The sequence below is a fragment of the Hymenobacter sp. BRD128 genome, assembly GCF_013256625.1.
Classification (GTDB): Bacteria; Bacteroidota; Bacteroidia; order Cytophagales; family Hymenobacteraceae; genus Hymenobacter.
Window position 1 is genome coordinate 1,240,848 of the sequence record NZ_CP053908.1, and the last position, 19,195, is coordinate 1,260,042.

Here is a 19,195-nt window from a genome sequence, read left to right on the forward strand (position 1 = left end):
TGAAAATTAGCAGCAATACGTGAGCACGTAGCCCGCCGCTGGCCGAAGATAACAAATCTGGTGCCGGGAACTCGTGCCGTTTAGTTGCAGCCGGGCGGGCAGCGTGCCAGGCAGGGGCCAGGTGCCCGCCGGCAGGTCGAGCAGCAGGGTTTCGCGGAAGATAAGGCCCCGCTGGCCGGCCAGCTTGTACAGCGTTTCCTTGGCGCTCCACAGCAGGCTGAACAGCTCCAGGGAAGGGCCGGCTTCGGGGCTGCCGGCTAGGGTAATAGTTTCACTGGCAGCTAGTTCCTCCTCATTAAGAAACTTGCGGGCAATGCGCCGGGCCTTGTCGCGCACCAGCTCTACGTCGATGCCCACGGCCGCACCGGGCGGGGCTAGCAGCGCCACCACCCACTCGCCCGAGTGCGACAGCGATACGGCGGGCAGTGCTGGCGGCCCTGCTAAAAAAGGTCGGCCGTTTTCATCGTTGCGCAGCATAGCTAGCGGTGCGCCGCGGGTGGCCAGCAGCAGCTGCACCAGCACCCGGCCGGCCAGCCACTGCGCCTGGCGCGGGCCATCGGCGCGGGCGGGCAGCAGGGGGGCGTAGGCCGCCGCCTCGGCCAGCTGGGGCCAGAGGGCGGCGGGCGTTTCGGTGAGGTGCCAGAGGCCCAGTAGCGGGCCGCTGGCTAGGGGCGTAATCGAATGAAGCGGCATAAACGGGCGAGCAGCGGCGAAGGTAGTACCGGCCCGCAGCCCGACCTTTGCGGCGGCCCGGCCCGGGCTGCTCCGTTTGCTATGCTCGCTACCACGCCCCCGCCTCGCCCCACCGCCACCCGCATCGGCACCCTGGCCGGGCACCGCGACGCGGTGTACGCGCTGGCCGGGCGGCCCGGCGCCGACCGGGTATTTTCGGGCAGCGCCGATGGCATGGTAGTGGCCTGGAACAGTGCCCGGCCCGATGCCGACGGTGAGCTGCTGGCCAGGGTCGAAAACTCGGTGTATGCCCTGCTGGAGCTGCCCACGCGCGGCCTGCTGCTGCTGGGGCACAATTTTCAGGGCGTGCAGGCGATTGATTTGCCGAGCAAAACCTTGGCCTTCGCCACGGCGCTGCCACCGGTCGCCATCTTCGAGATGGTGTATTCGCAGAGCCGCCAGCGCCTGTACTGCGCCCTCGGCGACGGCACGCTGGCCGTGCTGCGCGGCGACGACTTTCGGCTCGAAAACCTACTGCGAATCAGCGATAAGAGCCTGCGCTGCCTGGCTTTGCACGAGGAGCGGGGCGAGCTGGCCGTGGGTAGCTCCGACTGGAAGACGTATATTCTGGACCTCGACTCGCTGGCCATTAAAACCTCGCTGGTCGAGGCTACCAACTCCGTTTTTACGCTCGCTTACTCGCCCGATGGCCAGCATTTGCTGGCGGCTGGCCGCGATGCCCACCTGCGCCGCTACCTGGCTGCCGAAGGCTACCCGCTGCTGGATAGCGTAGTAGCCCACATGTATGCCATCAACTACTTGGCCTTCAGCGGTGATGGACGCTACCTGGCCAGCTGCTCCCTGGATAAAAGCATCAAGCTCTGGGACCCGGCCAGCCTCTCGCTGCTGCGGGTGCTGGATAGGGCGCGCGCGGCCGGCCACGGCACGTCGGTCAATAAGCTGGTTTGGCCGGGCGCGCAACACCGGTTAGTTTCGTGCAGCGATGACCGCAGCCTGGCAGTGTGGCAAATCTCAGTGAGCAGTGCACAATGAGCAGTGAACCGATGCGTTTGTGCTGCGACAATTGCTGGCGCGTGCTACTGGATTATGCTTATTACTCGCTGATTATCTGCTCATTGCTCACTGTTAATTATTGACTGAATTTATGAAAATTACCGCCCTCGATATTCGGCAGAAGACGTTTGAAAAGTCCTTTCGGGGCGTGGACAAGGACGAGGTGCAGGCCTTCCTCAGCATGGTGTCGCAGCAGTGGGAGCGCCTGGGCGACGAAAACCGCGAGCTGCGCCTCAAGCTGGACCACGCCCAGCAGGACGTGCAAAAGATGCGCGAAGTAGAATCGTCGCTCTACCGCACCCTCAAAACGGCCGAGGATACCGGCAACTCCATCACTGAGCAGGCCCAGCGCGATGCTGACCTGCGCCGCCGCGAGGCCCAGCTGCTGGCCGAGCAAACCCTCTCGGAAGCCCGCCAGCGCGCCCGCGCCATTGTGGAAGAAGCTTACCAAACGGCCGAAAAGACGGTGACCGACATGCAGAAGGAGGTCACCGGCCTCGGCCAGGAGTGCCAGCGCCTGGAGCAGCAGCTCGATACGCTGGTGCGCGACCTGCACCATCTCGCCTCCGATGCCCTCGAAAAAGTGGAGCGCGCCCGCGCCCGCCCCAAAAATGCCCCGGCGGCCATCCTTTCGCGGGCAGCGAGCGTACAGGTAAAGCGGCTGGCCGACGCGCCGGCGCCCGAACCTAGTCCCGCTCCCGCCATGAACGTTTCCACCGTCCCCGCCCGCTCTTCGGCCGCTGCCGTAGCGCCCCCGCTCGCCGCTGCTTTGGCCCCGGAGCCGGCCAGCCACCCCGCCGCGCCGGCCGCTAGCCCTGCGGCCGCGCCCCAGGGCTACAACCCCAAGCCCGGCCAGCAGCCCGACCCCGGCCAGTCGCCTACCCCCGACATCGAGCGCCCGCAGGCCCCGGCCGAAAACCCCGGCATCGCGCCCGCCCCGCGCATCGACCAGCCCGGCCCCGAAACCGTGCCCCAGCCGCCCGCGCCCTACGTGGAGCCCAGCCGCCCCGAGATTTCGCCCATCGGTCCCAGCCGCCCCGAAATTCAGCAGCCCGAGCCCATGACGCACCCCGGCATGGCCGCTAGCCCGGCCCAGCCCGAGCCGGTAGGAGAGAAGTCGTTTTTTGACGAAATCTAAACCAAGAATTCGTTAGATTATTCAGGTATTGTCGCCATAATTTGCTGCGCGCTAAAGGGCTGCCCACCGGGCAGCCCTTTACTTTTGCGGCCTGCTACGACCGGCTTCGGCACCCGAATCCGACAAATCCGCGGTTCAGACAAACTACTTATGGGACAGATTGCACTCGAAGGTTTAGAGTTTTTTGCCTTCCACGGCTACTACGACGAAGAGCAGAAAATCGGCAATAAATACGGCATAGACCTGCACCTCAAAACCGACCTGCACGCCGCCGGCGCCTCCGACAAGCTGGCCGAAACCGTCAACTACGAGGTGCTCTACCGCGTGACGCTCGAAGAGATGCAACGCCCGGCCCGGCTGCTCGAACACCTCGCGCACCGCATCCTCGACCGCGTGATGCAGGAGTTTCCGCAGGTGCGGCGGGCGCAGGTGAGCGTGTCAAAATTCAACCCGCCGCTCGGAGGCATCTGCCATCGGGCACGCGTCACGCTGGTGCGCAAGCGCGGCCAGGGCCAGCAGCAGTAGGTTGCTTGAAAAATAATCAGCCTGACTATTAGCGAATTGCCTCTTTATACGATTTATTTCGTACATTGCTTTTGTAAGTACGAAGTCTCTCGTATAACCTTTGACCTACGAATTATTTCGTACGGAACCTTTCGCCCCGCTAGCCATGCCTAAAGCGCCCCCCAAACCTACCGATTCGGAACTGGAGATTTTGCAGGTGCTCTGGCAACACGGCCCGGCTACCGTGCGCACCGTGAACGAGCAGCTAAGCCAGCGCCGTGAGGTAGGCTACACCACTACTCTCAAAATCATGCAGTTGATGCTGGAAAAAGGCCTGGTGAGCCGCGACGATGAAGGCCGCAGCCACGTGTACCGGGCCGCCGTGCGCGAGCACGACACCCAGGGACTGCTGCTCGACAAGTTTATGGCGGCCACCTTCGGCGGCTCGGCCCTGAAGCTGGTGATGCAGGCCCTGGGCAACCGTAAGACCTCGGCCGACGAGCTGGCCCAGATTCGCCGCCTGCTCAATGATATTGAGATTCAGAATGCTAACCCTTCAACCCCTGCTACTGATGACGACGCTCCCGCTGCTTAGAGAAGTTTTGTCGCCCGCACTGGTGCGGGCGCTGGGCTACGCGCTACTGCACTCGGTGTGGCAGGGTGGGGTGCTAGCCCTGTTGCTGGCGGGCGTGCTGCCGCTGCTGCGCCGCCAGCGCGCCGAGGTGCGCTACGCGGCTTCGGCCGGGGCGCTGGCCAGCCTGGTGCTGGTAGTGAGCCTCACGTTTGGCTTTTACTACCAAAGCTCGCCCGTGCCAGTAGTGGCGGGGGTAGAGGTGGCCAGCCCTGCTTTGACTACCGTAGCCGCGCCGGCTAGCCTGGCTGCGGCGCTTACCGAGCCAGTGGCAACCGCCAGCGCTATGGCGCCCGGCACTCCGCTTACGTTGCTACGAGCCAATGCCCACCGACTCGAAGCCTACCTGCCACTGGTAGTAATAGCCTGGCTAGTAGGCCTGGTGCTGATGAGTGGCCGCCTGGCCGGCGGCCTGCTCTATGCTAGCCGGCTGCGCCGCGCCGGTACCCAGGCACTGGGCGCCGAGTGGCAGCAGCGCCTAGCCACCCTAGCCAGCCGCGCCGGGGTGCGCCGGCCGGTGGCCTTGCTCGAATCGGCGCGGGTGGCCGGGCCGGTGGTGCTGGGGCATTTACGGCCGGTAATTCTGCTGCCGCTAGGGGCCGTGGCGGGCCTGAGCCCGGCCTTGCTCGAAGCCTTGCTAGCCCATGAGCTGGCGCACATTGTGCGCCGCGACTACCTGCTCAACCTGGGCCTGGCTGTGGCCGAAGTCCTGTTCTTCTACCATCCCGCCGTGTGGTTTATGGCCACCTGCCTGCGCGCCGAGCGCGAAAACTGCTGCGACGACCAAGCCGCTGCCCTTTGTGGCGGCGATGACCTGCGCGTGGCCCGCGCCCTGGCCGCCCTGGCCGAACTGGAAGCCTTCCCAACTGCCGCCCCGCGCCTGGCGCTGGCCGCGGCGGGCGCCGCTGGGCGCGGTGGCCTGCTAGCCCGAGTGCGCCGCCTGGCGCTAGGCCGGCCCCAAGCGCCTAGTATGAGCGAGCGTTTGCTGGCTGGTTCGCTCACGCTGCTGGGCTTGCTGGGCCTGAGCACGGGCGTAGTGCTGGCTGCCCGCCCAACCCAAACGGTGCCGGGCCAGACGGCGCCCGCCGATACGGCCCGGCGCCGGGTGGCCGTAGCGCCCCCGTTGCCGCCGGTGCCCCCTGCGCCGCCGACGCCCGATGCCCCGAGCCTCAGCAAATTCAGCAGGAAGTGCGCGCAGAAATGGTGAATGACGAGCCGGAGGTGCGCATTCGTCGGGTGCGGCCAACGCCGCGTCGGGGAGGGGCCAGCACCGTCGTAATTGAGAAGGACAAAAAAGGCCGCGTGGTGAACCTGACCGTGGACGGCCAGCGCGTCGAAACCGAAGCCTCGGGCAAAAAAGCCAAGCGGGCCAAAAAAGTGCGCACTGTGGAGGTGGTTACCGTGCCGGCCCAGCCCCTACGCATCGAGCGGCTGGAGCGCCTTGAACGCCCCGAAATGCCCGACCGCCCCGAACGGCCGGAAGCCCGTTCGTTCAGCTTCAATTTTTCGACTAATGCGATAACCAATGAGGCGCTGCGCGCCGCCCGCCAGGGCTTGGCCGAGGCCATGCGAAACCCCGACCTGACCACCGAGCAGCGCCAGGAAATGGAAAAAGAACTGCGCAAGCTGGATAAGGAAGACCCCCGTGTGCGGGTGCTGCAGGATGGCCGCGAGGTCCGGGAGTTTCACATCGATGTGAATAGTGCGGCCGCTGGCCACGCCTCGCACCCCGTCTTTCATCTGGAGCGCAATAAGCGAGGGTATGTCAGCGTGAAGATAAACGGGACGGTAAGAAACTCCGGCGGCGAAGATGCCCGCCAGCTGGAGCGCGACGCCGAACGCAATGCCGAGCGCGACGCCGAGCGGGCTGTCCGCGACGCTGAACGTGATGCTGAACGGGCTGTCCGCGATGCCGAGCGCGACGCCAACCGGGCCGAATCGAGTGCCCGCCGGGCCGAGCTGCGCGCCCGCATTGCCGCCGCTGAGGACGAGCTGCGTGCCCTTGACGGGCGCGCCGGCCGGCCCACGCCGTCTCGGCCGCCGCGCCCGCCCCGCGCCCCGCTGGCCCCGCTAGGGCCTATGTCGCCCCAGGCGCCGCCACCCCCGCCCGCGCCGCCCGCCCCCAAAACCGAAAAGCTGCGCGGGGCCTTGCGCCAAGATGGCCTCATCGGCAAAGATGACCGCAGCTACTCCTTCCAGCTCACCGGCAAGGGTGGGCGCGTGAATGGCAAAGACCTGACCCCCGCCCAGGTGGCGCGCTACCGCCAGCTGCTAGGCCAGCCGGCGAGCGGCAAGGGCAAGTCATCAACTTTTAATATCAACGTGAACGAGGAGTAGCCACTTAGCCAATAGGCTGATGGTGAGCGGGCTGGTTATCTGGAAGGACAGATGGCCAGCCCGCTTTTTTGTGCCCACCGCGGCCGGATTTAGACTTTTTGTAAAATATTTTACTCCTCGCTGTAACGAATGGCTACCTCGCCGGTACTCCCTGCAAAACCTGCCGCTTCCCCTTCTTTTACCGCCGCCCCTATGCCTGCCACCACCGTTACTGCGCTCAGCGACGAAGCTTTGATGGCTCAGGTGCAGGCCGGCGACCTCGACCAGCTGACCGGGCTGTTTGAGCGCTACCACGGCCCGCTTTTCGGCTTCCTGGCTAGGCTGGCCAACGGCGACCGCGACCTGGCCCAGGACCTGACCCAGAACGTGTTTGTGCGGGTGCTGCGCTACCGCGCCAGCTACCAGCCGGGCCAGCCCTTCCGGGCCTGGGTCTACCAGCTGGCCCGCCACGTGTGGGCCGACCACTACCAGCGCCAGCGCCCCAGCGCCGACCTGGAAGAAGTAGAAAAAACCGCTGCCCACGGCCGCGCCGCCCAGGCCCAGCGCGCCGCCACCGACCAGCACCAGGCCCTGCACGAAGCGCTGGCCCTGCTGCCCGCCGCCCAGCGCGAGGTGCTGCTGCTGCACCGCTTCCAGGGCTTCGACTACGCCGAAATCGGCGAGCAGCTGGGCTGCACCGCCGGCGCGGCCAGGGTCAAGGCCCACCGGGCGCTGGATGCGTTAAGAAGGATTTACTTAAGCTAACAGGTTGATTAGAAATAGCTACTCTTTGCCGCCTCACAATTTATCCTTACGCTAGTGTCTATCAACTCTCACCTAACTGACCCCGCCTGCGCCGAGCTGCGGCTCTGGCTGCCCGAGCTGGCCGACGGCCAGCCGCTGCCCCCCGAGGCGGCGCACCTGGCGGCGCACTTGCCGGCTTGCCCCGCCTGCCAGGCCGAGCTAGCCGAGCTGCGCCAACTCTTCAACGACCTCGACGCGCTGCCCGCCGAATTGCCCCCGCTAGCCATGCGCGACGACTTTCAGGCCCTGCTGGAGCAAGAAATGGCGAAGCTGGCCGCAGCTTCGCCCACCGGGCTGACCGCCCAGCGTGGTGGCCAGGCGCTAGCCGCTCCGGCTTCCGAGCAGGCGGCTAATAGTCAGAAAATCAGCTTTAACCAGCAGTGGCTCCGGGTGGCGGCTAGCGTGGCGCTGGTGGCGGTGGGCGCCATCCTGGGCCTGCTGCTGCGCGGTGGCCAGCCGGCCGCCCCGCTGGCCCAGGCCGACCAGCCACCGCAACAAACGCTGTCGACTAAGCTGGCGGCGGCGCGGCAGCAGCCGGCCACGGCCAGCCAGCGCTTGCAGCTGGTGAGCCAGGCCCCGGCCCTCGTGACGGAGCCCAACGACCCGGCCGTGCTTACCCTTATTCACACGCTTGATACCGACCCCAATCCCAACGTGCGGCTGGCCGCCTGCGAGGCGCTGGTGCGCCTGCGCAACGACCCGCGCGTGGGCCCGGCCCTGGTGGAGGCCTTGCCCCTGCAAACCGACCCCAACGTGCAGATTACCCTCATCGATGCCCTCGTAACGCTGCGCGAAAAGCGCGCCGTGCCCCAGCTCGAAGAGCTAGCCCAAAAGCGCGACGCCCTGCCCGCCGTGCGCCTGCAAGCCGAGAGCGGCCTGGGTCAATTGATTTAATAACAATAAGCTACCTGATTGCCAAGCGGCGTGGCACGCCGCCTCTGGAAAATCCCACCGCGCAGGTTTTGGCAGCGGGTGGGGGAGCGTGGTGCCACCGCGCTTTGCTGGCTGCCTGGTTTTTTCTTTCGCCCTCCTCTTATGAAAAAGTTTGTTCTACTTCCGCTGCTAGCCCTCGGGCTGGCCCTGCCGGCCGCCCTGCGCGCCCAGGAGTTTAAAATGAGATTTCCCAATGCTACTAACCGCAAAGTGGTGCTCGACCTGCGCGGCAGCGACGTGACGGTGGAAGGCTACAGCGGCGATGAACTGCAAATCCGGGGCACCGGCCATTTTGAGGCGCCCCCGTCCTCGGCCATTGGCCTGCGCCCCATCTACAGCGGCGGGGTCGACAACACGCACCTGGGCTTGGCCGTGACGACCGAGGGCGCTAATACCCTGCGGGTGGCCCGCGCCTCGCACAGCGACGGCCACTACACAGTGCGTGTGCCGCGCCAGACCGATGTGCTCTTCAACTCGGACCCCATGGGCGGCTCTGACGACCTCACTATCCGCGACCTGAGCGGGCGCATCGAAGCGCGGCTGCTCTCGGGCGATATGCGCCTGCTGAACGTGAGCGGCCCGGTGGTGGCCAATACCGTGAGCGGCGACATCAAGGTGCAATTCAGCGCCACCCCTAGCCAGCCCAGCGCCATTACCTCGGTGAGCGGCGACGTGGACGTGACACTACCCGCCAATGCCAAAGTGACGCTCTCCATGCGCTCGATTTCGGGCGAAATCTACACCGACTTCGACCTCAATCTCGACGGGGGCAACGGCCTGCGCCACGTGGGCGGCCAAACCGTGGAGGGCCGGGCCAACGGCGGCGGCGCCAGCTTCTCGCTCAAATCGGTGAGCGGCGACGTGTTTGTGCGCAAGGCCAAGTAGTAGCGGCTCCCCATAAAAACGGGGCGGGCCTTGTCATTGCTTCGCTGTGCTCGCGATGACGGTATTTTCTACTTTATCCATCAGAGCTTAACTCCTTCACCATGAATCGTTTTTTATTCGCTGCCCTGCTGCTGCTCGGTGGCCTGCGCCCGGCCCTGGCCCAGCGCGTAGTAACCCAAACTGCTAGCCTGGCCGCCGGCCAGGGCGTGTACTTGGACCTCAAATACGCCCACACCATTCGGGTGCGGCCGGGGGCTAGCCTCAGCGTGCAGGCGAAGGTCACCATCAACGATAATGCCCAAAACGACCTCTACAGCCTGGCGCTGGAAAAAGGCGACGGCGAGCTGAGCGTAGTCGAAAAGCTCGACGAAGACAAGCTGCGCCAGAGCCATTACCAAGGTGATTGTGAAGGCGGTAGCCGCAACAACTCGAATGGCGGCCTGCACGGCGGCTACACCCGCTCGGGCAAAACCGGCGGGCTGCGCCCCACCGTGAGCTACCACCAGGGCGAGTACAGCTACTGCGCCAAAATCGACTACGACGTGACCATGCCCGCCGGCGCGGCCCTGCGCATCAGCACCCTCAGCGGCGATGTGGACCTGAGCGGCTTGGGTGGCGCCATCACTGTCAAGACCGTGAGCGGCGACCTGCTGCTGAGCGCCCTCACCGGTCCGGTTAATGTGCGCAGCGTGAGTGGCGATGTGAAGCTCAACCAAGTGAGCGGCAGCGCAATAGAGGCCATGAGTGTCAGCGGTGATGTGGACTTGAGCTGGCCGCCTGCCAAGGCCGCCGAGCTGAGCCTGAAATCCATCTCGGGCGAGGTCTACGCCGACCCGGCCGTGAGCTTCAGCAACCTGAAAGCGCGCAGCTACGTGGGCTACCAGCTGCACGGCAGCTACGGCCACGGTGGCGGCCCCCTGGTGAAGCTCGAATCGGTGAGCGGCGACATCTTCTTCCGCAAGCAACCCTAGCGCTGGGGCGGTGATGGCTAAATATATTGCAGGAAGAAAGTAGTTATGAAAAGCGTTATCCTGCTGCTAGATTCTGGGCTGCCCTTTGCTGCGCTGGCGCAGGCTAGCGCCGCCCGGCCCGACAGCATGACTATCACCATCCGCCCCGGCTCTGACAACCCCGAGCTGCACCAGTTGATGGCCAACGTACTGCATGTCGAGAAGTGGCACATCGAAGCGCGCAGCCCCGGGTTAGCCGGCCAGCGGTTTCACCTTACCTACCAAGAAGTTATCAACGGGGTGGCTGGCCCCGAGCAGGAGCTGACCGGCAGCCCCACCCGGCAGCCGCGCTTCGATAAGCTAGGCAATTTTACCATGGACGCCTTTGCCCATCAGGCCACCGAAACCACCCTGCTCAATCAATTTTATTACGCCGCCGGGGGTGTCGAAAAAACCTTCACGGCCCTGCCCGGCCAAAGCGCCCGCTACCGCCTGAGCCCAAATCTGTGGACCTATAAAGCGCTGAAGTCGCTGGGGCCGCCCGTGCCCGGCCAGCAGCCTACCGCCGCGCATACGTTTCCGGTGGGCAAAAAAGTGCCGTTTTTAGTTTACACCCTGCCTTACAAGTCTGGCGATTACCTCCTGTATTGCGACGTGATTCAAAGTAAAGTGCCAGTGAACGAGTGGTTTGCGAAATTTAAAATCACCCACTTCGTGGTTTACAACCTGGTAGTGGAATAGGGGCTAGCCCTGGGGCCCGACCCCAGCCAACGCGCCGGCCGGCCCGGCGCCCGGCCCACTACGAACCGCCTGAAAAAATACTTAGGGTGCCAGACAACGGCCGGGCTTATTCCCGTGTCTATGGCCCTGCTGCCCGTTAAATTCACCCACCCACCATGGTTTCTTTTCTAGCTAAGCAGTGGCTTTTTGGCCTGTTGCTGGGCTGCTGTTGCCTGGCCGGAGCTAGCCCGGCCGCCGCCCAAACAAGCCTGCCTGCCGCTCCGGCGGCCACGGCCACCCCGCGCCGCCAGCTGGCGGCCCAGCGCACGGCTAGCCCCGTCAAGCTCGATGGCCTGCTCGACGACGCGGCCTGGGCTACGGCCCCCGTAGCCGGGCAGTTTACGGAATTCAAGCCGCGCCCCGGCCGGCCCGAGCGCCTGCCCACCGAAGTGCGCGTGCTCTACGACGATGCGGCGCTGTACGTGGGTGCCAAGCTAGTTGAAGTAAGCCCCGACAGCATCAAGCGCGAGCTGACCCAGCGCGACAACGGCGGCAACACCGATTTCTTCGCCATTTTTCTCGACCCTTACCGCGACCACCTTAACGGCTACGGCTTTATCGTGCAAAGCACGGGCGTACAGATAGATAACCGCTACTCGCCCGCCAACGGCGAGGATGGTGCCTGGAACGCCGTGTGGGACAGCCGCGTGGCGCTGCTGCCCGGCGGCAAGGGCTGGAGCGTCGAAATTCGGATTCCGTACTCGGCCATTCGCTTTGCGCCGGCGCCGGTCCAAACCTGGGGCGTGAACTTCATGCGCCAGCGCAAAAAAGATAACCAGCAGTTCTTCTGGAATCCCATTCAGCCGCAGGTGGATGGGTTCGTGAACCAGTGGGGCGAGCTCACCAACCTCGAAAACCTGCACCCGCCGCTGCGCCTCTCGCTCACGCCCTACGTGAGTGCCTACGCCAACCACTACCCCTACAACGAGCAAGGCAAGCGCAACACCAGCACCAGCTTCAATGCCGGGGCCGACCTCAAGTGGGGTATCAATGAGAGCTTTACGCTCGATGCCACGCTGGTGCCCGATTTCGGGCAGACTATCAGCGACAACCAGGTGCTCAACCTCTCGCCCTTCGAGGTGCAGTATCAGGAAAACCGGCCGTTTTTTACTGAGGGCACCGAGCTTTTCAACAAAGGCGGCCTGTTTTACTCGCGGCGGGTGGGGGCGCAGCCGCTGGGCTTCAACGACGTGGCGGGGCTAGCCGGGCAGGGAGGCGCCCTGAATAAGGGCGAATTTCTCTACCACAACCCCGGCGTGACGCGCCTGCTCAATGCCACCAAGGTATCGGGGCGCACCAGCAAGGGCCTGGGCATTGGGGTGTTTAATGCCGTGTCGGCGGCCAGCTACGCCACGGTGCAGGACTCGGCCAGCGGCCGGCAGCGCGACGTGCTGACCCAGCCGCTGACCAACTACAACATCGTGGTGCTCGACCAGAGCCTGCCGCACAATTCTTACGTGTCGCTCATCAACACCAACGTGACGCGCGCCGGCAGCACCTACGACGCCAACGTGACGGCCGGCCTCTTCCGCTTCGTAGACAAGAAAAACCAGTATGCTTTCCAGGGCCAGCTCAACTATTCGCAGCGGCGCGGCCTGAATATGTACTCCGAAACGCCGGTGAGCGACCCGCACGGCTACAAATACTACCTCAACTACGGCAAGATTTCGGGCAACTGGACCTGGAACGTGGACCACGGCATCGAGTCGGATACCTACAACCCCAACGACCTGGGTATCCTGTTTGGCAACAACAACGTGAGCCAGTCGGCCACCGTGAATTACAACAAGTACCAGTCGTTCTGGAAGGTAAACAACTTCTATTCTTCGCTGGGTGTGTACCACTCGGCCCTGTTTCAGCCTCTGCTCTACCAGAACGCGGGTATTTACGGCAACGCCAACACCACCTTCACCAAGAGCTTCCTGACGACGGGCTTCAACGTAAACCTCGACCTCTTCAAGCACGATTTTTATGAGCCGCGCACCTCGCCGCTCGGGGCCTACTACGTGCGGGTGCCCACCAGCTTTAACCTGGGCGCGTTTGCCTCGTCGGACTACCGCAAGAAGCTGGCTTACGATGTGAACGCGGGCATCCGGCCCTACGCCCTCGACGACCGCCTCCCTGACCGGCCGCGCCGCTACGGCTTCGGCCTCACCCTGAGCCCCCGGTACCGCGTGAGCGATAAGCTGAATTTTCGCTACACGTTTGATTATAGCTTGAAAGTGAACCAGGTAGGCTACGTCAATGATGGCTTTGATGTAAGCCAGCCCATCGACCAAACGTACAGCGCGCTGCTGGGCCCCGACGTGCTGCTGGGCCGGCGCAACGTGACCACCTTTACCAACACGCTCACGACCAACTACACCTTCACCAACCGGATTTCGTTTACGATGCGCATCCGGCACTACGTGAGCGCGGTGCGCTACTTCGACTTTGCCCGCCTGCGGCCCGGTGGCGCGGAGGAGGAGCTGCCCGGCTACCAGCGCAACCACGACACGAGCTTCAACGCCTTCAACGTGGATGCCTCGCTGGTGTGGTGGTTTGCGCCCGGCTCGCAGGTGAGCCTGGTGTATAAAGACGCCACCGCCAGCTACCTGCTCGGCAACGAGGCCACGCCGCTTTACTTCGACAACCTGGCCAACGTGGCCAATACCCCGCACAATAATAACGTGTCCATCAAGGTACTGTATTACCTCGACTACCTGACGCTGCGGGCGCGGCGCCGGGCCTAGCCCCCTAGTGGGCAGCCGTGAGCAGCGCGGCCTGCTGCACGGCCGCGTAGAGATTGACGATGCCGCCTGAGCGCGAGAGGCTGGCAAAATCGACCAGCGTTTTGGAGCCCGGCTGCGCCACCTTGGTGTGGTAGGGCACCGCCGACTGCACCAGGCACTGCTTGAGCTGGGCGGCCGTGAGCTGAGGGAAATAAGCCTTGAGCACCGCCGCCACGCCCGCCACTACCGGCGCGGCCATGCTGGTGCCGCTGTGGGTAGCGTAGGTGTTGCCGGGCGCGCAGGAGTAGATATCGACGCCCGGCGCAAACAGGTCAACGCTCTGCGGGCCGAAGTTGGAGAAGCTGCCCGCCAGCTCGGCAGTGTTGGTGCGGCTGCTGGCGCCCACCGTGAGCAGGTTCGGAATGAGCTCGCCGCTGAGGTAGCGGGCCGAGGGGTAGCCGGTATCGGTGTCGATGTTGCGGCTGTCATTGCCGGCGGCGTGCACCAGCAGCACCCCCTTTTGCTCGGCATACTGCATGGCGGCATCCACGGTGGCCTTGTCGGGCGAGAAGTCTTTGCCAAAGCTCATGCTAATAATCTGGGCCCCATTATCGACGGCGTAGCGAATGGCGTTGGCCACGTCTTTGTCGCGCTCGTCGCCGCTAGGCACGGCCCGCACGCTCATGATGCGCACGGCCCCGGCCACGCCCTCCACGCCCCGCTGGTCGGTGCGCACGGCCCCGATAATGCCCGCGCAGTGCGTGCCGTGCGAGGCGTCGGGGCCCTGGCTGTCGGGGTTGCCGTAGCCGGTCTGGGTCAGGTTGGTGGGGTCGTCGCCCACCAGCGGGCGCGGGTTATAGGCCAGGTTCAGGTTCTTCTCCACCCGGTTCTGGTAGTGCTCCACGGCCTCGCGCAAGTCCTTGAGCGCTACCTCGGCGCTAGCGAAGTTATTCTTTTGCAAGAAGTTGTAAAGCGGGGTGGCGTACTTCACGTCGGGTCGCGTGAGGCTGGCCTGGCGCAGCACTTCCAGGTCGAGCAGCGGCACGCCCAGCTCGCTTTTGACCTGCGTATAGATGGCCGTGTTGCTGGCTAGGGCTCCGCGTAGGCGGTTGTAGCGCTCTTCTTCGGTCAGGCGGGTTTTCTCGTAGCTGGCCTTTACTTTTTCGTAAAGGTCAAACTGCGCCTGCTCGGCCGGCGCCACGTTTTTTCGCTTTTTTCCTTCAAACTGCGGGCGCAACTGAGCGTAGAGGCGCACCTGCTCCAGGCGCTCGAAGCCCACGTTCTGGCCATCCTTGCCACCTAAAAAATTCCAGCCCCGCACGTCGTCTACGTAGCCGTTGTGGTCGTCGTCTTGGCCATTGCCAGCTACTTCTTTGGCATTGCGCCACAAAATAGGCTTCAGCTCGGCGTGGGCCGAGTCGATACCCGAGTCGATAACGGCCACCAGCACCGGCGTGGCCGTGCGTCCCGCCAGCAGCTCACGGTAGGCGCGGTCGGCGCTAATGCCGGGCACGCCATCGGCCTGCTGGTCAAGGTGCTGCCAGCGCTGAATGGGGGTAAGCACGGCTTGGGCCCGTGCCGTGAGGGCTGCCCCGGCTAGTACGCCGCCCAGGCCCAAACGCAGAAAAAATGAACGAGTAGCACTTGAAGCCATATGCGGTGATTTGGGAATAAGAATAAAAGCCGGCCGCGAAGCTAAGCGCCAGTTAGTAACCCGCCTAATTGGTGCCTCGCACGCGGCGCGCCCCGGTCGCCAGCGCCAGGCTGAGGCCGGCGGCCAGCGGCAGCGCTAGGGGACCCAGCTGGTGCAAAGCCGCCGCCCCGTCCAGCGCCCCAGCCAGAAAAGCCAGCCACAGCATGACCGGCCAGAGCCAGTCCTGGGCCGGGGCCTGGCCGCTGAGCCAGTCGGCCAGGCCTGTGCCAAAGCGCACGAGCGTGCCCGTCACAAACGTGAGGCTGACTTTGACGCGGCCCACCTCGTGCACCGAGGCATTGAGCGCGCCCATGGCAAGCACCAGGCAAGCAATAGTAGCCGCCGGCCAGGTGTAGGCTAGCAGCAGTAAGGCCGCTATTGCCAATAAAATCAAGGTGTTGCCCCACGAGCCGGCCCAGCGGTGCAGCAGGCTGCCGCCCACCACGCCCGCCACGAATAGTGCCACTACGCCGGCGAGCTCACCGGCCTTGCCTACATTTTCCTGGGCCATGGCCACGCCCAGCGAGGTGGTATTGCCGCTCATAAATGATACGAAGAGCCCCGCAAACCGCAGGTAGCCCACGGCATCGACGTAGCCGGCCAGCGCCACCAGGGCCAGCGTGAAGCTCAGGGCGCCCAGGGGCAGGTGCGAGGAAGTAGGAGAGGTGCCTGGCATAGAAATAGGATAGTGCCGCGCCGCTACGGCCGCCAGTGGCAACGTTGCCGACAACGATTGCGCAAAGAAATGCGCCCTAGCAGGCTAGCACGTGGGGCTAGCCGGTCATATTTGCAGCCCGCCGCTTCTTCCCACCCCTTTTTCTACCCGATATGCTGCCCGGCTTTGGACTGCGCCACGCGCTTTTGCTGACTACGATGGCCACCGGCTGGGGCCTGCGCCTGGGCACTGCGCCGCCCGCGCCGCTGCTAGCCTTTCCGGGGGCCGAGGGCGCGGGGCGCTTCACCACCGGCGGCCGGGGCACGGCCGCCCAGCCCACTACGGTGCTCGAAGTGACAAACTTGCGGGATGACAACCAGCCCGGCAGCCTGCGCTACGCCGTGCAGCTGAGCGAGCAAAAAGCGCCGGCCCGCACCATCGTGTTTCGGGTGTCGGGGACCATTCACCTGCTCTCGCCGCTCACGTTCAACAAGGCCAATACGACCATCGCGGGCCAGACGGCGCCCGGTGGCGGCATTTGCCTGGCCGACTACCCGGTGCAGGTGAAGGCCAACAACGTGATTGTGCGCTTTATCCGGTTCCGGATGGGCGATAAGAACCAGAACCAAGGCTTCAAGGATGGCGCGGGCGGCGACGACGCCTTCGGCGGCCTGCGCAACCGCCAGCTTATTATCGACCACTGCTCGATGAGCTGGAGCACCGACGAGGCGTTTTCGGTGTACGAGGGCGATAGCACCACCCTGAGTTGGAACCTCGTCGGGCCGCCGCTCAACTACTCGTACCACTTCGAGGCGGGCGACAAAGACTACGAGCACCACGGCTACGGCGGCATTTGGGGTGGGCAGCACGCCACTATGCACCACAACCTATTTGTGCACTGCAACTCGCGCACGCCGCGCTTCAACGGCAGCCGCTACACCCACCCGGCCGGCTACGAAAACTGCGACTTCCGCAACAACGTCATCTACGACTGGGGCGAGAATAACGTGTATGCGGGTGAGGGTGGTAACTACAACATCGTCAACAATTACTATAAGCCCGGCCCCAGCACCAAAGCTGCCGTGCGTGCCCGCCTGCTGAACCCCTACAAGCTCGAAAAAGGCTCGAACCCGCTGCCCTACGGCAAGTTTTACCTGGCCGGTAACTACCAGGAGGCTAGCGCTGAAGTAACCGCCCACAACTGGCGCGGCGTGGACATGAACGGCGGTACCCGCGCCGATACCGTGCTGGCCCAGGCTAGCCAGCCCTTCGACCTCGGCCCCGTCACGACCCAGCCCGCCGCCCAGGCCTACGAACTCGTGCTGGCCGGCGCCGGGGCTAGCCGCCCCCTGCGCGATACCCTCGACCAGCGCATGGTGCGCGAGGTGCGCACCCGCACCGGCCGCCTCATCGACGTGCAGGGCGGCTACCCCCACGGCACGCCCTACAGCGCATCGCAAAAAGCCTGGCCGGTGCTAGCCACTAAGCCCGCCCCCGCCGACACCGACCACGATGGCCTGCCCGACGCCTGGGAGTTAGCCCACAAGCTCAACCCCAGGGATGCTGGTGACCGAGCAAAGGTTGGCGCGGGGGGTATCCGATGCTGGAAGTGTATTTGGCGGAGCTAGCGGGTAAGTAGGTGCTGGCGATGACGTAATGCATAGCGTTACTTTGTCGCATGAAGCTACTTTCCGTCAACGTGGCGTTGCCGCAAGACATTGCTTGGCAAGGTAAAATTGTGCGCACCAGCATTTTTAAGCAACCCACAGTGGGCGCGGTGCAGGTGCTGTCTGAGCACTTGGCTGGCGATGGGCAAGCTGACCTGCGCGTGCACGGCGGGCGCGACAAAGCCGTGTATGCCTATCCTCACGAGCATTATTCTTTCTGGCAACAGTATCTGCCAGTCGACTTGTTGGTGCCGGGTGCCTTTGGCGAAAACCTCACAACTATAGGGCTGCTGGAATCTGAAGTGCGGCTAGGTGATTGTTTCCGCATGGGTACGGCGGTGCTGCAGGCTATGCAGCCTCGGCGTCCGTGCGTAAAGCTGGGTATTCGCCTGCAGCGGCCGACCGTGGTGCGGGAATTTGAGCAGGCCGGCCGCAGCGGCATTTATTTTCGGGTGCAACAGCCGGGTGTATTGGAGGCCGGTGACACAATCAGTTTAATTGAACGCTCGCCTCACGCGGTCACTATTCAGGATATGGTGACGTGCCTGGCCCCTGGTTCGCACGACCAAGGGCTGGTACGGGCCTTGCTGGCCACGCCCTACCTATCACCGTCATGGCAAGAGCGTCTACGGCTGTTACTTAATTAAGATACCCGCTAGCCCTATCCCGTGGAGTGCTGAGTATTAAGCCTGATTAGCTAACAGCTGCCCCGCCGCCGCCCACGGGGTGAGCTGCCCGGCGGCCACGGCCTGCCGCACGCCGGGCAGCGCCTGCTGCACCCCGGCCCGGCCGTAGAACTGCGCCTCCAGGGCCTGGCGCACGGCTTCGTCGAGCCACTGCAGTTGCTGCTGGGCGCGGCGCTGCTGCCAGTAGCCGCTAGCCTGGGTTTGGGCGGCGTAGGCCTCGATGAGCTGCCAGGCTTCGGGCAGGCCCGCGCCGGTGAGGGCCGAGCAGGTGCGCACGGGCACCGTCCAGCCGCTGGCGGCGGGCGGGAAAAGGTGCAACGCGCCCTCGTAGTCGCGCACCGCGCGGCGGGCGGCGGCCTCGTTGCCGTGGTCGGCCTTGGTGATGAGCAGGGCGTCGGCCATTTCCATGATGCCGCGCTTCACGCCCTGCAGCTCGTCGCCGGCGCCGGCCAGCAGCAGCAGCAGGAAGAAATCGACCAGGCCGTGCACGGCCACTTCGCTCTGGCCCACGCCCACGGTTTCGACGAAGATGACGTCGTAGCCGGCCGCTTCGCACAGCAGCAGGGCCTCGCGGGTGGCGCGGGCCACGCCGCCCAGGCTGCCGCTGGCCGGCGAGGGCCGGATGAACGCCCGCGGGTGCAGCGTGAGCTGCGGCATCCGGGTTTTATCGCCCAAGATGCTGCCGCCGCCGCGCGGTGAGCTGGGGTCTACGGCCAGCACGGCCAGCTTCTTACCCAGCTTATCGACCAGATACAGCCCCAGCGCCTCAATAAAGGTGCTTTTGCCTACGCCCGGCACGCCCGTGATGCCGAGCCGCAGCGCGCCGCCGGTGCGGGGCAGCACGGCTTGCAGCACCTGCTGGGCCAGGGCTTGGTGCTGGGGCAAGGTACTTTCGACCAGTGTGATAGCGCGGGCCAGGGTGCCGCGCTGCCCGGCGGCGAGGCCCTGGGCATAGTCGGCGGCGGAGAGAATGGGAGGGGGCACGGCTGCAAAATACGCACCGCGCGCAAGCCGGGGCGCGGGGCGCCACTTGGATAGCCAGGTGCGTCAATGGCCTTGCGTAGGTGTGCATCGGTCGAGTTTTGGGTTGGCCTCG

18 protein-coding genes are annotated in these 19,195 nt (G+C 64.7%); 14 read left to right on the forward strand and 4 right to left on the reverse strand.

What is annotated here, in order from left to right:
• Nucleotides 1-6: 6 nt before the first annotated feature.
• Nucleotides 7-693, reverse strand: coding sequence for a 4'-phosphopantetheinyl transferase superfamily protein (locus GKZ68_RS05615; protein WP_173111760.1), 687 nt, complete (start codon nt 691-693; stop codon nt 7-9).
• Nucleotides 694-774: 81 nt separating this feature from the next.
• Between GKZ68_RS05615 and GKZ68_RS05620 the strand changes: the two genes are divergently transcribed.
• The 12 genes from GKZ68_RS05620 (at nt 775) to GKZ68_RS05675 (ending at nt 13,419) form a co-directional block, all read left to right on the forward strand.
• A complete protein-coding gene (locus GKZ68_RS05620; RefSeq protein ID WP_173111763.1) occupies nt 775-1,725 on the forward strand; it encodes a WD40 repeat domain-containing protein in 951 nt (316 codons plus the stop codon).
• A 112-nt stretch (nt 1,726-1,837) separates the two neighbouring features.
• Complete coding sequence (locus GKZ68_RS05625) at nt 1,838-2,884, forward strand: DivIVA domain-containing protein (protein WP_173111766.1); 1,047 nt, start codon at nt 1,838-1,840, stop codon at nt 2,882-2,884.
• A gap of 150 nt (nt 2,885-3,034) precedes the next feature.
• Nucleotides 3,035-3,409: a dihydroneopterin aldolase gene (gene folB, locus GKZ68_RS05630; protein ID WP_173111769.1), complete on the forward strand. Its 375-nt coding sequence runs from the start codon at nt 3,035-3,037 to the stop codon at nt 3,407-3,409.
• Between the two features lie 145 nt (nt 3,410-3,554).
• On the forward strand, nt 3,555-3,983 hold the full coding sequence (locus tag GKZ68_RS05635; RefSeq protein WP_173111772.1) for a BlaI/MecI/CopY family transcriptional regulator: 429 nt from the start codon (nt 3,555-3,557) through the stop codon (nt 3,981-3,983).
• A 7-nt stretch (nt 3,984-3,990) separates the two neighbouring features.
• A complete protein-coding gene (locus GKZ68_RS05640; protein ID WP_173111776.1) occupies nt 3,991-5,226 on the forward strand; it encodes a M56 family metallopeptidase in 1,236 nt (411 codons plus the stop codon).
• Nucleotides 5,208-6,356: a hypothetical protein gene (locus GKZ68_RS05645; RefSeq protein ID WP_173111778.1), complete on the forward strand. Its 1,149-nt coding sequence runs from the start codon at nt 5,208-5,210 to the stop codon at nt 6,354-6,356. Before GKZ68_RS05640 ends, GKZ68_RS05645 begins: the two co-directional genes overlap by 19 nt.
• A gap of 192 nt (nt 6,357-6,548) precedes the next feature.
• Nucleotides 6,549-7,100 (forward strand): RNA polymerase sigma factor, encoded by a 552-nt coding sequence (locus GKZ68_RS05650; RefSeq protein WP_173111781.1) that lies wholly within the window; start codon nt 6,549-6,551, stop codon nt 7,098-7,100.
• Between the two features lie 54 nt (nt 7,101-7,154).
• Nucleotides 7,155-8,033, forward strand: a complete 879-nt coding sequence (locus GKZ68_RS05655; protein ID WP_173111784.1) for a HEAT repeat domain-containing protein — start codon at nt 7,155-7,157, stop codon at nt 8,031-8,033.
• Nucleotides 8,034-8,174: 141 nt separating this feature from the next.
• Nucleotides 8,175-8,957, forward strand: a complete 783-nt coding sequence (locus GKZ68_RS05660; RefSeq protein WP_173111787.1) for a DUF4097 family beta strand repeat-containing protein — start codon at nt 8,175-8,177, stop codon at nt 8,955-8,957.
• Nucleotides 8,958-9,058: 101 nt separating this feature from the next.
• Nucleotides 9,059-9,928, forward strand: coding sequence for a DUF4097 family beta strand repeat-containing protein (locus GKZ68_RS05665; RefSeq protein ID WP_173111790.1), 870 nt, complete (start codon nt 9,059-9,061; stop codon nt 9,926-9,928).
• A gap of 45 nt (nt 9,929-9,973) precedes the next feature.
• Complete coding sequence (locus tag GKZ68_RS05670; RefSeq protein WP_173111793.1) at nt 9,974-10,648, forward strand: hypothetical protein; 675 nt, start codon at nt 9,974-9,976, stop codon at nt 10,646-10,648.
• A gap of 155 nt (nt 10,649-10,803) precedes the next feature.
• The gene (locus GKZ68_RS05675; protein ID WP_173111796.1) at nt 10,804-13,419 is read left to right on the forward strand and encodes a DUF5916 domain-containing protein; all 2,616 of its coding nucleotides are present in this window, start codon (nt 10,804-10,806) and stop codon (nt 13,417-13,419) included.
• 4 nt (nt 13,420-13,423) lie between these two features.
• Here GKZ68_RS05675 and GKZ68_RS05680 read toward each other — a convergent pair whose 3' ends face one another.
• Together GKZ68_RS05680 and GKZ68_RS05685 are read right to left on the reverse strand one after the other, a co-directional pair.
• Complete coding sequence (locus GKZ68_RS05680; RefSeq protein WP_173111799.1) at nt 13,424-15,052, reverse strand: S8 family serine peptidase; 1,629 nt, start codon at nt 15,050-15,052, stop codon at nt 13,424-13,426.
• A 64-nt stretch (nt 15,053-15,116) separates the two neighbouring features.
• Entirely contained in the window at nt 15,117-15,767 is a 651-nt protein-coding gene (locus tag GKZ68_RS05685) for a YoaK family protein (RefSeq protein ID WP_173111802.1), read from the reverse strand.
• A 152-nt stretch (nt 15,768-15,919) separates the two neighbouring features.
• Here GKZ68_RS05685 and GKZ68_RS05690 point away from each other — a divergent pair, with 152 nt between their 5' ends.
• Together GKZ68_RS05690 and GKZ68_RS05695 are read left to right on the forward strand one after the other, a co-directional pair.
• Nucleotides 15,920-17,374, forward strand: coding sequence for a polysaccharide lyase family 1 protein (locus GKZ68_RS05690; protein ID WP_173111806.1), 1,455 nt, complete (start codon nt 15,920-15,922; stop codon nt 17,372-17,374).
• A 50-nt stretch (nt 17,375-17,424) separates the two neighbouring features.
• Nucleotides 17,425-18,060 carry an MOSC domain-containing protein gene (locus GKZ68_RS05695; RefSeq protein WP_173111808.1) on the forward strand — a complete coding sequence of 212 codons (636 nt, stop codon included), beginning with the start codon at nt 17,425-17,427 and terminating at the stop codon, nt 18,058-18,060.
• A 36-nt stretch (nt 18,061-18,096) separates the two neighbouring features.
• Here the strand turns inward: GKZ68_RS05695 and meaB are convergent, their stop codons facing one another.
• A complete protein-coding gene (gene meaB, locus GKZ68_RS05700; protein WP_254244176.1) occupies nt 18,097-19,083 on the reverse strand; it encodes a methylmalonyl Co-A mutase-associated GTPase MeaB in 987 nt (328 codons plus the stop codon).
• Nucleotides 19,084-19,195: the final 112 nt, after the last annotated feature.